Raw genomic sequence first — 14,327 nt, 5'->3', positions numbered from 1 at the left:
TGTGACCAAATCCCGCCGCCGCGGGACGGCCCCGCCCGGGATCAACGGCGCCCGCTGCTATACTTTTCGCCGATGAATGCCGACCACGCCCTGCCCGCCGCCACTTCCGCTTCCGTCATCCGGCCGGCCTGGCGCACGATCGCGCTGGGCACGCTCGTGTGGGCGGCCATCAGCGCGCTCGGCGCCCTGCAGACGTACAGCGACAACCTGCGCACCGGCGTCGAGAGCCACTACGGCACCTTGCTGGCCACGTGGTTCGTCGAGTACGCGATCCCGCTGATGGTGCTGTCCTTCGTGCTCTCGACCGTGCTGGCGCGCTGGCCGGGCCTTGTGGCGCGGCCGCGCAACGTGGTGCCGCTGTTCGTCGGCCTCGTACTGTTGTTCCAGCCCGCCCAATGGCTGTACATCGCGTGGCTGCGCGGCTACCTCGTGATCGGCAGCCTGGAAGACGTGAGACGGCTGATGCTGAAGATGCTGCTGGTCGGCTGGTTCACGACCACGGCCACCTTCGCCGCCATCCTCGCGATGCATTACTGGCGCCAGGCCAAGGAACGCGAGCTGGCCTGGCAGCGCACCCAGAACGACATGCTGAACCTGCGCCTCGCGCTGGAGGAGCAGCGCATGCTCGCCTTGCGCGCCCAGCTCGAGCCGCACTTCCTGTTCAATGCGCTGAACGCGATCAGCGCCCTGGTGCGCGCCGGCGACGGCAAGGTGGCGCTGGGTGGCATCGCCCGCCTGTCCGCGCTGCTGCGCTATGCGCTGACGGCCAGCGTGCACAATACGGCCAGCCTGGCCGACGAGCTGCGCTTCGTGCGCGACTACCTCGACCTGCAGCGGCTGCGCTATGGCGAGCGGCTACGCGTGCACATCGACGGCGACGACGAGACGCTGCACCAGGTCGACTGCCCACCGCTGCTGCTGCAGCCGCTGATCGAGAACGCGCTGCGCCATGACCTCGACTGCCACGACGGCCCCGGCGACCTGCGCGTCGCGTTCGCCCGCGAACCGGGCGCGCTGCGCGTGCTGGTCTCGAACCCGCTGGGCGCCGCGTGCTCGCCGAACCCCGGCGCGGGCCTGGGCCTGGCCAACACGCGCGACCGGCTGCGGCTGATGCATCCCGCCGCGACGCTGACGGCCGGCCCGCATGACGGCCGCTTCGTCGCCGAAGTGCGCCTGCCGTTGACGGACTGACGCGATGCCGGTGCGCTACCTGATCGTCGACGACGAGGAACCGGGCCGGGCCAACCTGCGCCTCGCGCTGGCCGGCCAGCCCGGCTGGACCCTGGCGGCCGAGTGCGACAGCGCCGCCGCCGCGCGTGCCGCGCTGGCAGCTGGCGACGTCGACCTGCTGTTCCTCGACATCCAGATGCCGTCCGAATCCGGCCTTGTATTGGCGCGTGAAATCAGCCGGCTGCGCGAACCGCCGCTGATCGTCTTCGTCACGGCATACAGCAGCCACGCCGTCGACGCGTTCGAGGTGCATGCGCTCGACTACCTGTTGAAGCCGCTGGACGACGCGCGCCTCGCGCACACCATCGAGCGCACCGAAGCGATGCTGCGGCACCGCCAGCGCGAGGCTTATGGCGCCGCGCTGCGCCATTACGTGGAGTCGGCCGACGGCGGCTACGTGGACCGTGTCAACGTGCGCTCCGTCGGCCGCATCGAGCAGGTGCTCGTCGCCGACATCCTGTGGATCGGCGCGGCCGGCAATTACGCGGAATTACACCTGGCCGCGCGCACGGTGCTGCACCGGATCACGTTGAATCGCCTGGAGGGATTGCTCGACCCGGCGCGCTTCCTGCGCGTGCACCGCGGCGCGATCGTGCGGCGCGACCAGATCGCCGCGCTGGAGACGGTGGGCGACGGCAGCTGGCGCCTCACGTTGCGCTGCGGCGCGCAGGTGAGCGTCAGCGAGCGTTACATCAACCAGCTGAAGGCGGCGCTGTGAACCGCCGCGCGATCGGGTGGTCGGCATTCATCTGCAGCAGGTCCCACAGGTTGCCGTACAGGTCCGCGAACACGGCGACGAGGCCGTAGTCCTCCTGCTTCGGCTCGCGCACGAAGCGCACGCCATGCTCGCGCAGCCGGGCGACATCGCGCCAGAAGTCATCCGTGTTCAGGAACAGGAACACGCGCCCGCCCGCCTGGTTGCCGACGAACGGCTCCTGCTCGGGCTTGGAGGCCTTGACCAGCAGGATCGTCGTGCCCACCCCGCCGGGTGGCGCGACGACGACCCAGCGCTTGTCCTGCGCCGGCTGGTAGGTATCGTCGAGCAGCTCGAACCCCAGCTTGTTGACGTAGAAGTCGATCGCCTCGTCGTAATCCCGCACGACGAGGGCGATGTGCACGATGGCCTGTTTCATCGATTCCTTTCAGGGCGCGCTTGACCTTCCCCCGGCAGGTAGGATTACAGTACGCGCATCGACAACGAAAGGAGTATCGCATGTACGAACTGCAAGTTGAAAACATGAGCTGCGGCCACTGCGTGGCCAGCGTGACGAAGGCCGTCAAGGCGCTCGACAACGGCGCCCAGGTCGCCGTGGACCTGGCCGGCAAGCAGGTGAAGGTGCAGTCCGGCGCACCGCTGGACGCCGTCAAGGCGGCCATTGTGGACGCCGGCTATCCCGTCACCAGCGCGCGCTGATCAGCGTACCGCCTGCCACCCGGCCGGGGTCCAGCGCAGCACCTGGTCGGACAACGGCTTCGGTGCGCGGCGCGCGAGGTTCGCGCCGTAGGTGCGCAGCGCATCGATGCCGGCCGGCGTATCGCCGGCGCTGTACAGGAGCAGGTCCGGCGCCGGTGCCATCACCAGCAGCGCGCCGTGCTGCGCCTGCGCCAGCGCTTCCCACTGCGGCGCGAACGCAAGGCGCGACGCCGTGTAGTAGCCCAGCGTCAGCTGCTGGATCTGGCCGGCCTCCACGGGTGCCGCCTTGCCGGCAAGCGGCGGCACTTCGCGGTCCGTGTTGGCCCGCGCCAGCGCCAGGACGGCGGCCGCATCGAGTCCGGTGCGCGCCAGGTCGTCGCTCGTCACGGGCCGTGTCGCCTGTGGGGTATCTAGCACGGCGATGACAACGAGATCGGCCGCGAGTGGCGCCGTCACCAGCTTCACGCCCTGCGCTCCCAGCATCCGGCCCACCTGCGTGGCGTACTCCGCCGGCCGCACGGCTAGCCGCACACCCTGCTCCAGCGCTGCCTTGTCGGGCAGTTTGCCTTCGCGCGCGAGCGCTTCCTTGACGGCGCCAACCAGCGCCTGCAACTCTTCGTCGCAGCTCGCCTCGGCGGTGGTGCAGGTGCGCCATGGAGTGTCCAGTCCGACCCGCAGCGAGCCGACCCGCAGGCGCAGCGGCTGGAGGATCTCCACCTGCTGGCCGGGCAGCGCTGCACGCATGCGCTGGGCGACGTCGGCGGTAAAGGCCGCCGGCTCGGGTGCGGCCGCATGGGCCGCGTTGAACAGGCAATGCGCCGCCAGCGCGGCAAGGGTGACCGAACGTTTCAATTCTTCTCCAGTTCCGGGTAGCGCCGGAAGATCCCATCCTCGTTGAACGGAATCCTCCGCTTCGAGCGTAGATACGCCGCGATGTTCGGCCGTTCGCGCACCATGTCGCACAGCGCGGTCAGCCGGGGCCACTGCGGCGCCAGCTGCATCATCGTCTTCGGGAACGCATAACGCAAGCCCTCGACCAGCTGGAACAGCGACAGGTCGACGTAGGTGAGCTTCGCGCCCACGGCGAAATTGCCCCGTGCCGGATTGGCCTGCAACACGTTCTCGAAGTAGCCCAGGAATTTCGGGATGCGCTCGGCGCGAAAGTAGCGTGAGCGTGCCCGCGCTTCCTTCTTCTGCTCCTCGTAGTAGCTGTTCACCGAGATCGGATGGTGCGAGTCGTGCGCCTCGGCGACGATGTCCGCGATCGTCAGCTGCAGCTGGTTGCACCACAGCCGCCCTTTCTCGCTGCGCGGCGCCAGGCCGTGGCGCGCGCCCAGGAACAGCAGGATGTTCGTCGTCTGCCCGATCAGCAGTTCGCCCGCGCGCAGCACCGGCGGCGCGAACGCGGCCTGCGGTTCGCCGGCGAAATCGAGCGCGGCCTCGAGCTGCGCCATGCCTTGCTTGGTGCCGCGCGCCACGTCGCGGTACGGCACGCCCGCCTCCTCCAAAGCCAGCCGCACGAATTCGCCGCGGCCCTGGATCGTCGGCCAGTAGTACAGGATGTAGGGTTCCATTGCACCTCCATGAAGTGGGTCCGCGCATTCTAGCCCGGCAGCCACGAAGGCGGCGCTATAATCGGCCTCCCCCGCCCACGAACCGAGACACCCATGGCCGTTCCTCCGCTCGACCTTCCCGCCATCCTGCTGCTTGCTTGCGCCGGGCTGCTTGCCGGCACGCAGAATGCGCTGGCCGGCGGCGGATCGTTCATCACGTTTCCGGCGCTGCTGCTGGCCGGCCTGAACCCGCTGGCGGCGAACATGACGTCGACGATCGCGATGTTTCCCAGCCAGGCCACGTCGGCGATCGCGGGCCGCAAGCTGGTGGACGACGTCGGCCCGCTGACGTTCCGCCAGATGTTCGCCATCAGCGTCGTCGGCGGCATCGCCGGCGCCTTCCTGCTGCGCATCACGCCGCCCACGTTCTTCGCACAGCTGGTGCCGTGGCTCGTGCTGTTCGCCACGGCGATGTTCGCGTGGGGCGCGTTCCGCAAGCAGCCGCTGCACGCGGCCAGCCGCATGCCCGCATGGGGCCTGGCCCTGACACAGGCGGCGATTGCCGTCTACGGCGGCTACTTCGGCGGCGGTATCGGCTTCCTGATGCTGGCCGCGCTGACGATCGCCGGCCAGCAGATTCGCGCCGCCACCGCCACGAAGAACATGCTGGCGATGGCCATGAATGCATCGGCCACATTGATCTTCGCGTTCTCGAACCTGATCAGCTGGCCCGCCGCGGTCGCGCTGTGCGCCGGCGGCATCGGCGGCGGCCTGCTCGGCTCCTGGCTGATCTACCGGCTGCCGCAGCGCGTGATGCGCATCTTCGTCGTGTGCGTCGGCGCCGCACTGACCGTCTGGATGTTCCTGCGCCAGTAGGGCTACACCGAGCGCTTCACTGCGGCAGCGCCGCGTCCGTGCCCAGGCTTTGCAGGATCGGGCAGTCGGGCCGGTCGTCGCCGTGGCAGCAGCTGGCCAGCGTGGCGATCGTGTCGCGCATCTCCGTCAACTCCCGAATCCGTTCGTCCAGCTCGGCCACGTGGTCGAGCGCGATGCGCTTCACGTCAGCGCTGGCGCGATTCCCGTCCTGCCACAGCGACAGCAGCTCGGCGATGCGCTCCAGAGAAAACCCCAGCTTGCGGGCGCGCCGGATGAAGCGCAGCGTGTGCAGCTCGCGCTGGCCGTACACGCGGTAGCCGCTGTCGGTGCGGTGCGCGGCCGGCACCAGGCCGATGCTCTCGTAGTAGCGGATCATCTTCGCGGTCACACCGGAGGCGGTGGCGGCTTGTCCGATGTTCATGCTCGTTCTCCTCGCGGGTGCCAGCGGCGCAGCAGCAGCGCATTGGTGATCACGCTGACGGAGGACAGCGCCATCGCCGCGCCCGCGACGACGGGATTGAGCATGCCCAGCGCCGCCAGCGGAATGCCGGCCAGGTTGTAGATGAAGGCCCAGAACAGGTTCTGGCGGATCTTCGCGAACGTGCGGCGCGAGATGTCGATCGCGTCCGCGACGAGGGCGGGATCGCCGCGCATCAGCGTGATGCCGGCCGCCTGCATCGCCACGTCGGTACCGGTGGACATCGCGATGCCGACGTCGGCCGCGGCCAGCGCCGGCGCATCGTTGATGCCGTCGCCGACCATCGCCACGCGCGCCCCGGCCGCCTTCAGCTTGCCGATGTGGGCCGTCTTGTCGGCCGGCAGCAGGTTCGCCACCGCCGTGCCGATGCCCAGCCGGCCCGCCACCGCCTGCGCGCTGCCGGCGTTATCGCCCGTCAGCATCACCGTCGCGATGCCTTGCGCATGCAGCCGGGCGACGGCCGCCTGTGCGGTGGCTTTCGGCGGGTCGGCAAACGCCACCAGGCCAAGCAGCTGCCGCGCGCCCGCGTCGGCGAGCCACGACACCGTGTGCCCCGTCTCTTCGAGCCGCGCGGCGTCGGCGGCCAGCGGATCGAGCGCGATGCCCCGCTCCGTCATCAGCCGCGTGCTGCCCAGGATCAGGTCGCGCCCAGCCACGGCCGCCGCCAGTCCGCGGCCCGGCAATGCAGTCACCGCTTGCGCGGCCGGCACCGCCAGCGCCCGCTCATTTGCCGCATCCAGCACGGCTCTGGCCAGCGCGTGCTCGCTGCCCCGCTGCACGGCAGCGGTCAGCGCCAGCAGCTCCGTATCGGGCAGGCCGTGCGGATGCAGCGCCGCCAGCACGGGCCGGCCCTGCGTCAACGTGCCCGTCTTGTCGAACACCACGGTCTTGATGCCGTGCGCCGTTTCCAGCGCTTCGGCGTCCTTGATCAGGATGCCGTACCGCGCGGCGACGCCGGTGCCGGCCATGATCGCGGCCGGCGTGGCAAGGCCCAGCGCGCACGGGCACGCGATGACAAGCACCGCGACGGCGTTGATCGTGGCATGTTCCAGGTCGCCGGTGGCGAACCACCAGCCGAGCAAGGTCAGTGCCGCAAGGCCCAGCACGACGGGCACGAACACGGCGCTGATCCGGTCCACCAGGTGCTGCACGGGGGCCTTGGCGGCCTGCGCATCCTCGACGAGGCGGATGATGCGCTCGAGCGTCGTCTCGGCCCCCGTTGCCGTCGTGCGCACCAGCAGCGCGCCCTCGCCGTTGATCGCGCCGCCCGTCACGCGGTCGCCCGGCTGGCGTGCGACGGGCAGGCTTTCGCCCGTGATCAGCGCCTCGTCGACGTGGCTGGCGCCTTCGATCACTTCGCCGTCCACAGCGATGCGTTCACCGGGCCGCACGACGACGAAGTCGCCCGGGCGCACGGCGGCCACCGGCACGTCGACATCGCCGGTGCCGCGGCGCACGCGTGCCGACTCGGGCCGCAGCGTCTGCAGTGCGCGGATCGCCGACGTGGTCTGGCGCTTCGCGCGCGCCTCGAGCCACTTGCCCAGCAGGACCAGCGCGATGACGACGGACGACGCTTCGAAATACAGGTGCATCTGCCGCCCGGCCAGCAGCAGGTAGACGGACAGGCCGTAAGCGGCACTGGTGCCCAGCGCGACCAGCAAGTCCATATTGCCCGCCTTGGCCCGCACGGCCTTCCAGCCGGCCCGGTAGAAGCGCGCGCCGAACAGGAATTGCACGGGCGTGGCGAGCAGCCATTGCAGCCACGCGGGCACCATCAGGTGCGCGCCGAACTGCTCGATGATCATCGGTACGACGAGCGGCAGCGCCAGCAGGCCGGCCAGCAGCACGGGCAGGCCGTCGTTACTGCCGTGCAGCCAGCCGCGTACCCTGGACTGCGGTGTTGCGGGGGTGGCGGTCGGTGTGGTGGCCGATGTGGTGGCCATTGGTGCCAGCGCTTCGGCTTCATAGCCGGCCTTGGCGACGGCGTCGTGCAGCAGCGCGAACGGCAGCGGCTCAGCCGATTCGACGCGGGCCGTCTCTGTGGCGAGGTTCACGCTGGCGCTTTGCACGCCCGGCACGGCCGCCAGCGCCTTCTCGACCCGGCCGACGCATGATGCACAACTCATGCCGCCGACGCGCAGGTCGAGCGTGTGGGTCGTCGCGGGCGCCGGCGCTTCGGCTTCGTAGCCGGCCTTCTCGACGGCGGCACGCAGCGCGTCGAACGGCAGCGTGTCGTCCGACTCGACCCGCGCCGTCTCGGTGGCGAGATTGACGCTGGCGCGCCGCACGCCAGGCACGGCGGCCAATGCCTTTTCGACACGGCCGACGCACGACGCGCAGCTCATGCCTTTGACGCGAACGTCTTGCGTATGGAGGGTGGTGCTCATCGGGATACTCCTGTGCCATGGTTTGATGGCAGCTTCAAGTATCCCATGATGGGAAGGTCAAGGGTTATTTTCAAGGCGCTTTCAGCGCACCTCGCAATCGACCGCCCCCGTCTTGCCCGCCGTCCCCGGCATGCCCGGTGTCCCCGGCGCCGTCGAGCTGTTGAACACGGGCGGCGGCACGAACTGCATGCCCGGATCGGCCGGCAGCACGACCGGCGGCTGCGTATTGCCGGGCACAAAACCGAACTGCCCGGCGCTGAAATGCTCCGCGCCGCCCGGATTGGCCACGTGGATCATGCCGTCCAATACCTGCACGTACAGCCCCGGCGCCCGCGCGCCCGCCGGCATCTGCTGGGCGGCCTGCGGCACATATTCGACGACGAACGTCGTGCCGCGGATGCCGATCGTCGCCGTCGGCGTCTTCAGCTCGAACTTCTCCTTGCTGCGCTTGCCCAGCAGGCCCGTCACGGAACGCAGACCGCCCTTGACGAGGTTGAAGCGGGCCTGGTCGCCATCCGGCCGCTCGGCCGCGAAGCTGAAGTTCTCGATCGTCATCGTCGAGCCAGGGCGCAGCGTGATCTCGCTGTTGTCGATGAACTTCACCATCGCATAGGTGTTCTTTTCCGTCACCAGCGTGTCGCCGTTCTCCACTTCCGACTTCAGCGACAGGATCTTGACGCCGCCGCCGGCCTTCTTTGCCAGCAGGGGCCCGGACAGCTGGACGACAATGCCCGCGACCGGCGCCGCCCACGCGGGACCGGCACACAGCAAGGCGCACATCAGGGCGCACAGAGACCACCCGCGCAGCCAATCAATTGCAGTAGTTTTTGATCGGTGGTTTTTCATCTGCTGTTCCCTTGGTTGCGGGGGCGTTGCCGCCATCGCGTTGCTTCTTGTCCTTCTCCCCTTGCGCGGGACCGCCCGGCGGTGCCGGCTCGCGATCACGCCGCACGGCCGTGATGATCTCGTTCGCCGCGCGCTGCACGGGCTTGACCGGTTCGTCGACGGATGGCGGCGCGATCACCTGGCACATCGCCAGCGCCGGGGAGATCATGCACACGTCGACGCTGACGGGTGGCTGCGGTGCCGGCGGCTCAGGCGTCGGCGGCTGGACGGGTGGCGTCGGCGGTTCCGGCGGTGTCGGCGGAACAGGCGGCACCGGTGGTGTCGGTGGTACCGGCGGCGTTGGTGGCACCGGCGGCGTTGGAGGCACCGGTGGCACCGGCGGCTCCGGTACTGGCGGCGGCGGTGGTGGCGGTGGTGGCGGTGGCGGCGGTGGTGGTGGCGGTGGCGGTGGTGGCGGAGACACCACGTCAGTCGGCCGCGTGACGATGCCCAGCGGTGCCTCGATGCGCGCGCCCTGGGCGATCGTCAGCACGGAAGCCGAGCGTGCGGCAAGGAAGATGTTGCCTCGTTCGGCACGGACCAGCGCCGAGTTGCCGATCGTGAGCAGGTCGTCGCCCGGGCTGACGTACATGGGCCGCAGCAGGATATCGCCCCGCTCCGACGTGACGGTGCCGTAGACGGACAGCTGCTCGTAGGCCGTCAGGGCGATGCCGCCGCGATCCGTGGCGACAACGCCCGCCGGATCGATCGTCGTCGCGCCGAAATTGTTCAGTGTGACCGAGCCGCCGTTGCCCAGGTTGAGCTTGAGCCGGTGCACGGTCAGCGCGCCCGGCCGGGTGGCGTTATTCTTGATGGCGATGGGCGCATCGCCGCTGGTGGCGCCGCTCTCGATGTCCAGCAAGCCCACCTCGGTCAGCAGCGCCTGCTCGTAGGAGCCGACGGCGCCGCCCGTGCGCACGGTCAGCGTCGTGCCGGCGATCGTTCCCCCGGACGTCGCCAGCGCGCCGCCGATGTCGAGGTTGATGTCCTTGCCGGCGATGCCGGCGATGGCGCCGTCGACGCCGGCCAGGCGGGCCACGGCCACATCGCCCTCGCCGGCGAAGCGCACCGCGCCGCCAGCCCGCACGGCCAGCGAGCGCACGTCGCTGACCGCCGTGTCCAGGATCACGTCGCCGGTCGCCTGCACGGCCAGCCCGGCGGCCGCGATGTAGCCGTTGTCGTCCTGGTCGATGCTGTCCGCCGCCAACGCCACGTTGCGACCGGCCTGCACGCCATCGATGCCGCCGCCCCCCGTCAGGCGCAGCGCGCCGCGCGTGCGGAACGCGATGTCGCCCGTCGCGTCCGTCGCGCTGGCGGCCAGGTTGCGGACGTCGTTGCCCGCGTCGGTCAGCGTCACGCTGGCACCGGAGGCGATCAGCGTATCGGCGCTGAGCGCGGCCGTCTGCGTCACCGCGCCGGTGGCGCGCAAGGTCAGCCCATCGTGCGCCTTCAGCGCGGCGTTGACCGCGACCGAGCCGCCCTGCAGCGTCACCATGCCGGCCATGTCGCCGACCTGCGCGCCGGCCGTTGCCAGGTCCAACGCGCCGGCCACCGTCACGGTGCCGGCATAGCCGTCGCGCGTGCCGATCGCCAGCCGCGGTGCATGCACGGCCGCCAGTTCCGCGGCGCTCAGGTAGCCGCCGCTGGTGCCCAGCGCGATGGCCGCGTCGTCCGAGTAGGTGTCGAACGCGGCATAGGTGGCGCCGATGCTGCCGGCAATGTCCACGTTGTTCGAGCGCACCTGCACGCGGTTCGCCTCGATGACGCCCCCGGCCGACACCGTGACGGTGCCGCTCGCTGCCAGGTTACCCACGTAGATCGTGCCGTTCGACGCCGACGCGCGCAGTCCCGCGCCGATGGCGATATTGCCTTGCGACTCGAGGAACAGCGCGGACGCCGTGTCCAGGTTGACGTCGCCGACGACGGCGATGCCGCCCTGGTGCGCGCTGGTGCCCACGTTGATCTCGAAGGCCTCGACACGATTCAATTCGGCCTGGCCCAGGCTCAGCTTCGAAGAATCGTCGCCGCCCAGCAGGATGCCGCGTGCCGCGTCCGTCGTCGTGAACGACACGAAGCCGCCCTGCCCCGATCCGGCTTCGACGCGGCCGTCGAGCTTCACGTCGTCGGCCACGAACGACACCTGCTGCGCGAACGCATCGTCGCCGCTCGCGCGCACGGTGGCGCCCGAGCCGATCTCGATGCGCCCGCCGGCCACGTTCGACTGCAGCAGCACGTTCGCCTTGCCGGCATCGACGTCGTCGCTCACGACGACGCGCGCACCGGCCAGCGTGACGTCGCCGCCATTGGTGGCAAGCGGTGCGGCGATCGTCACGCGGCCGCTGCCGGAGGCGGCACCCGCTGCGGCATCGTTGGCCGACAGGTCGACCGCGCCGCCGTGCGTCGTGATGCTGGCGGCCACGTCGATGTCGTTGCCGGCCTGCGCCGTCAGGCCGACGCCGGCGGCTGCGATGTTCACCGCGTCGCTGATCTTGATGTCGTGCCGGGCCTGAAGCTTGACGTTGGCCGTGGCGTTGTTCAGCAGTGCCGTCGCGACCTGCGTGACGCCGCTCTCGGATCCCGCATTGAAATCGGCCACGTCGGACAAGGCGGCGCCGCCGGCGACGACCGCCTTCACTTCGATGTCGTATGGATCGAGCAGCCAGCTGCCGTTGCCGCCTGCGCCGGAGGCATCCACGCGCACGCCGTTGACGTCAAGGTAGTGGCCCGACGTTTCGACGAAGCCGCCCTTGCCGGTGCCCGCGCCGCGCACCGACACCGTGCCGTGCACGCGTGCCGTGTCGTCGCCCCACGCGACGATCTTGCCGCCGTTGCCGGACACCAGCGCATCGGCGGCCAACGTCGCATCGGCGCCGACGTACACCTGGCGCGCGTTCGCTCCCGCCGCCGTGGCGGCGCCCTGCTTGTCACCACCCAGCAGCACGGTGCCGCCGCCGTGCGCGCCGCCTGCATCGATGCGCGCATCCCCCGTCACGCCCACCTGCGGGCCCAGCACGACGATGTCGCCGCCCTTGTCCGCGCCGCGTGCGCTGGTGCGGCTGCCGCCTTCGATGAGCGCCGTGCGGCTGGCCTTCAGCACGATCTTGCCGTTCGCGCCCACCGTGGCGCTGTCCGCGTTGATCGTGCCGCGCTGGTTCAGCAGCGCGCCGTAGATGCCGACACGGCCGCCGGCGGCAACGATCGCGCCCAGGTTCAGCGCGCGGTCTTCCGGCGCCGACACCACCACGTGCACGGCCGGATCGGCCGAATCAACGAGCTGCACGCTGCGGCCAGCGGCCAGCAGCACTTCGCCGTTCGGCGCATTGATGATGCCCGTATTCGCGACGTCCGGCGCGATCAGGAACACCTGGCCGCCCTGCGGCGTCGTGATCGTTCCCTGGTTGGCGACTGCCGCGCCGGCACCGTCGAACAGGTTCTTCCCGGCCAGGAAGTTCGCATCGGTGATGTTCAGTGACGACGCCACGAGGCCGTTGACGTCGATGCGCGCATCCTTGCCGAACAGGATGCCGTTCGGGTTGATCAGGTACACCTTGCCGTTCGATTGCAGCGCGCCGAGGATGCTGCTGGGGTCCTGCCCCGTGATGCGGTTCAGCACCCGGCTGTCCGCGTTCTGCTGCAGGAAGCGGGTGATCTCGCCCCTGTCGATCGAGAAGCTGTGCCAGTTGATGATCGTGTTCGGCGCGTTCGTGATCGTGAACACGTTGCCGTTCTGGCTGAACGCGGCCTGGCCGGCCACGACTTGCGGCAGGGTGGGATTGGCGAGCGCCGTGCCTGCGAAGCACGCCGCGATCGTCGCGGCCAGCAGCTTGGTGCGGAACTGGGGCAAAGGGTGTTGGTTCATCGTGTTGCCTCAATAGGAAAGGCCGAGCCGCACGTGCAGCCGGTTCGCGTCATTGCGTTGCGTGGCACCGGCACGCACCACGTGGCCGTAGTCGAGCTGCAGGTTGACTTGACTGGCGAGCAGCACGCGCATGCCCAGGCCGGCGGCGGCGATCGCGGTGCTGGTCAGCTCGCCGGGCAGCGCATGCTTGCGGCGCACGCCGGCCACGTCGTAGAACGCCAGCGCGCGGCATTGCCAGCGCCCGTTGCCGCACAGGTTCGGCGTGTACAGCTCCAGGTTGCCGCCGGCGCCCGCGTCGTTGGCGATCTCGCGCTCGGAAAAGCCCCGTACCGATGCAGCGCCGCCCGCGCCGAACTGCTCGCCGGGGATCAGCGCGTCGCCCGTCAGCTGGGCGTTGGCGATCGCCCGCAATTGCCAGTCGGCCGGCAGCACCTGGCTCCAGCTGGCGGACAGGCGCAACAGCGTGTAGTCGTCCGGCGCATGCGTGCGCGCCAACGTGAAGTCCTGCTGGCTGCCGCGCGCGCCGCCGGGGATGTTGCGCACCAGCGTGGCGGAACCGGCCAGTTCGCTGTCCGGCGTTGTCCACGTGCCCTGCCATGCCGCGCTGGCGGGATGCACGGTGACGTTGTTGCCCACGTCCTGCCCCAGCAGCACGATGCTGTTGCGGAACGCCTTGTGGTCGATGCCGTACACGAGTTTCGACTCGAGGCCGCCGCGCTTGACGAGGTTGTGCGTATAGCGCGCGCCGAACACGGCGCCCGCGCCGCTGACGGCCAGGTCGAACACACCGGCCGTCACGGTGCCCGAATCGATGTTCGAGTAGTTGGCGAACAAGTCGATGGCATCGCCCAGCGCGTACAGCGGCACGTGGTAGCCGATGCCGTACACCTTGACGCGGCCCGGCTTCTCGACCGTGGTCGTGTACTGCAGCGACAGCACGTGGTCGCGGTTCCACAGGTTCGCGTGCTGCAGCACGAAGCCCACGTGGGTGCGGCCCGTTTGCGCGGTGCCCGTGTTGTCGACGTTCGCCATCGCCTTCCACGGTGCTTCGTCCGTCACGTCGAGCGTCGCGTCCACCTCGTCGTCGCGCTCGCCCTGGCGCAAACTCAGTTTGGTCTTCTTGGCCGGGTTCTCGTTCGCGAGCTTCAGGCTTTGCGAGATCGCGGCCACGTTCGGCGTCGTGCCGCCCACCAGGCCGGGCACGCTGCGGCGGATGTTCGCCTCGTCGAACTGCGTGTTGTTCCTCACCAGCACGGTGCCGATCTTCGTCTGCACGACGCGCAATTGCACGACGCCCCGGTCCAGCTCCTGCTCCGGCAGCTCCACCGTCACGATACTGTAGCCCGCCTGCTGGTAAGCCGCTTCGAGCGCCTCGAGCGCGCGCTGCACGTCGCCGAAATCGCGGTCCTTGCCGGCAAACGGCGCCACCGTCCGCGCAACGACGTCCGGTGCCAGCAGCGTATTGCCGTCGACCTGGAAGCGGCTGATATCGAAGCGGATCGTGGCCGGCGCGGCATCGGTCTGCGCCCAGGCGGCGCTGATGGGCACGGCGGCGGCAAGGATCGAGCCTGCGATCAGGCGCGCAAAGCGGTATGTCATGGTGATTGAGGAATTCTTCTGGTTCTGGTCGGCTTGCGCTGTTTCC

12 protein-coding genes are annotated in these 14,327 nt (G+C 69.8%); 4 read left to right on the top strand and 8 right to left on the bottom strand.

The features are described from left to right. Positions 1 to 72: 72 nt before the first annotated feature. Both IP92_RS13615 and IP92_RS13610 read left to right on the top strand, forming a co-directional pair. The gene (locus IP92_RS13615; protein WP_229418756.1) at positions 73 to 1,191 is read left to right on the top strand and encodes a sensor histidine kinase; all 1,119 of its coding nucleotides are present in this window, start codon (positions 73 to 75) and stop codon (positions 1,189 to 1,191) included. A 4-nt stretch (positions 1,192 to 1,195) separates the two neighbouring features. After that, on the top strand, positions 1,196 to 1,948 hold the full coding sequence (locus IP92_RS13610) for a LytR/AlgR family response regulator transcription factor (protein ID WP_145875670.1): 753 nt from the start codon (positions 1,196 to 1,198) through the stop codon (positions 1,946 to 1,948). Here the strand turns inward: IP92_RS13610 and IP92_RS13605 are convergent. Beyond that, entirely contained in the window at positions 1,923 to 2,363 is a 441-nt protein-coding gene (locus IP92_RS13605; RefSeq protein WP_145875669.1) for a VOC family protein, read from the bottom strand. The two genes, IP92_RS13610 and IP92_RS13605, sit on opposite strands and share 26 nt — an antisense overlap. 80 nt (positions 2,364 to 2,443) lie before the next feature. Here IP92_RS13605 and IP92_RS13600 point away from each other — a divergent pair, with 80 nt between their 5' ends. Then, the gene (locus IP92_RS13600) at positions 2,444 to 2,644 is read left to right on the top strand and encodes a heavy-metal-associated domain-containing protein (protein ID WP_145875668.1); all 201 of its coding nucleotides are present in this window, start codon (positions 2,444 to 2,446) and stop codon (positions 2,642 to 2,644) included. Here IP92_RS13600 and IP92_RS13595 read toward each other — a convergent pair whose 3' ends face one another. Together IP92_RS13595 and IP92_RS13590 are read right to left on the bottom strand one after the other, a co-directional pair. Further along, positions 2,645 to 3,496: a DUF1444 domain-containing protein gene (locus IP92_RS13595; protein WP_145875667.1), complete on the bottom strand. Its 852-nt coding sequence runs from the start codon at positions 3,494 to 3,496 to the stop codon at positions 2,645 to 2,647. Beyond that, on the bottom strand, positions 3,493 to 4,218 hold the full coding sequence (locus IP92_RS13590) for a glutathione S-transferase (protein WP_145875666.1): 726 nt from the start codon (positions 4,216 to 4,218) through the stop codon (positions 3,493 to 3,495). The genes IP92_RS13595 and IP92_RS13590 overlap by 4 nt, the downstream gene beginning before the upstream one ends. Before the next feature lie 93 nt (positions 4,219 to 4,311). Between IP92_RS13590 and IP92_RS13585 the strand changes: the two genes are divergently transcribed. Next, complete coding sequence (locus IP92_RS13585) at positions 4,312 to 5,073, top strand: sulfite exporter TauE/SafE family protein (protein ID WP_145875665.1); 762 nt, start codon at positions 4,312 to 4,314, stop codon at positions 5,071 to 5,073. 16 nt (positions 5,074 to 5,089) lie between these two features. Here IP92_RS13585 and cueR read toward each other — a convergent pair whose 3' ends face one another. From cueR to IP92_RS13560, 5 genes are all read right to left on the bottom strand, one after another. Beyond that, on the bottom strand, positions 5,090 to 5,494 hold the full coding sequence (gene cueR / locus IP92_RS13580; protein WP_145875664.1) for a Cu(I)-responsive transcriptional regulator: 405 nt from the start codon (positions 5,492 to 5,494) through the stop codon (positions 5,090 to 5,092). Continuing rightward, entirely contained in the window at positions 5,491 to 7,938 is a 2,448-nt protein-coding gene (locus IP92_RS13575; RefSeq protein WP_145875663.1) for a heavy metal translocating P-type ATPase, read from the bottom strand. Before IP92_RS13575 ends, cueR begins: the two co-directional genes overlap by 4 nt. 81 nt (positions 7,939 to 8,019) lie before the next feature. Further along, positions 8,020 to 8,718 carry a FecR family protein gene (locus IP92_RS13570; RefSeq protein ID WP_145875661.1) on the bottom strand — a complete coding sequence of 233 codons (699 nt, stop codon included), beginning with the start codon at positions 8,716 to 8,718 and terminating at the stop codon, positions 8,020 to 8,022. A 31-nt stretch (positions 8,719 to 8,749) separates the two neighbouring features. After that, positions 8,750 to 12,682: a two-partner secretion domain-containing protein gene (locus IP92_RS30470; RefSeq protein WP_229418755.1), complete on the bottom strand. Its 3,933-nt coding sequence runs from the start codon at positions 12,680 to 12,682 to the stop codon at positions 8,750 to 8,752. 9 nt (positions 12,683 to 12,691) lie between these two features. Next, positions 12,692 to 14,281 (bottom strand): ShlB/FhaC/HecB family hemolysin secretion/activation protein, encoded by a 1,590-nt coding sequence (locus IP92_RS13560; protein WP_145875659.1) that lies wholly within the window; start codon positions 14,279 to 14,281, stop codon positions 12,692 to 12,694. Positions 14,282 to 14,327 lie beyond the last annotated feature (46 nt).

This window comes from Pseudoduganella flava, assembly GCF_007830495.1.
GTDB classification, from domain to species: Bacteria; Pseudomonadota; Gammaproteobacteria; order Burkholderiales; family Burkholderiaceae_D; genus Rugamonas; species Rugamonas flava.
The sequence above is the reverse complement of the archived record's forward strand: the minus strand, read 5'-3'. Positions and strand labels throughout refer to the sequence as shown.

What these genes read in the sequence shown, in the direction of transcription:
- IP92_RS13615 (WP_229418756.1), top strand. Translation starts at nt 73, where the DNA reads ATGAATGCCGACCACGCCCTGCCCGCCGCCACTTCCGCTTCCGTCATC.
- IP92_RS13610 (WP_145875670.1), top strand. Translation starts at nt 1,196, where the DNA reads ATGCCGGTGCGCTACCTGATCGTCGACGACGAGGAACCGGGCCGGGCC.
- IP92_RS13605 (WP_145875669.1), bottom strand. Translation starts at nt 2,363, where the DNA reads ATGAAACAGGCCATCGTGCACATCGCCCTCGTCGTGCGGGATTACGAC.
- IP92_RS13600 (WP_145875668.1), top strand. Translation starts at nt 2,444, where the DNA reads ATGTACGAACTGCAAGTTGAAAACATGAGCTGCGGCCACTGCGTGGCC.
- IP92_RS13590 (WP_145875666.1), bottom strand. Translation starts at nt 4,218, where the DNA reads ATGGAACCCTACATCCTGTACTACTGGCCGACGATCCAGGGCCGCGGC.
- IP92_RS13585 (WP_145875665.1), top strand. Translation starts at nt 4,312, where the DNA reads ATGGCCGTTCCTCCGCTCGACCTTCCCGCCATCCTGCTGCTTGCTTGC.
- cueR (WP_145875664.1), bottom strand. Translation starts at nt 5,494, where the DNA reads ATGAACATCGGACAAGCCGCCACCGCCTCCGGTGTGACCGCGAAGATG.
- IP92_RS13575 (WP_145875663.1), bottom strand. Translation starts at nt 7,938, where the DNA reads ATGAGCACCACCCTCCATACGCAAGACGTTCGCGTCAAAGGCATGAGC.
- IP92_RS13570 (WP_145875661.1), bottom strand. Translation starts at nt 8,718, where the DNA reads ATGTGCGCCTTGCTGTGTGCCGGTCCCGCGTGGGCGGCGCCGGTCGCG.
- IP92_RS30470 (WP_229418755.1), bottom strand. Translation starts at nt 12,682, where the DNA reads ATGAACCAACACCCTTTGCCCCAGTTCCGCACCAAGCTGCTGGCCGCG.
- IP92_RS13560 (WP_145875659.1), bottom strand. Translation starts at nt 14,281, where the DNA reads ATGACATACCGCTTTGCGCGCCTGATCGCAGGCTCGATCCTTGCCGCC.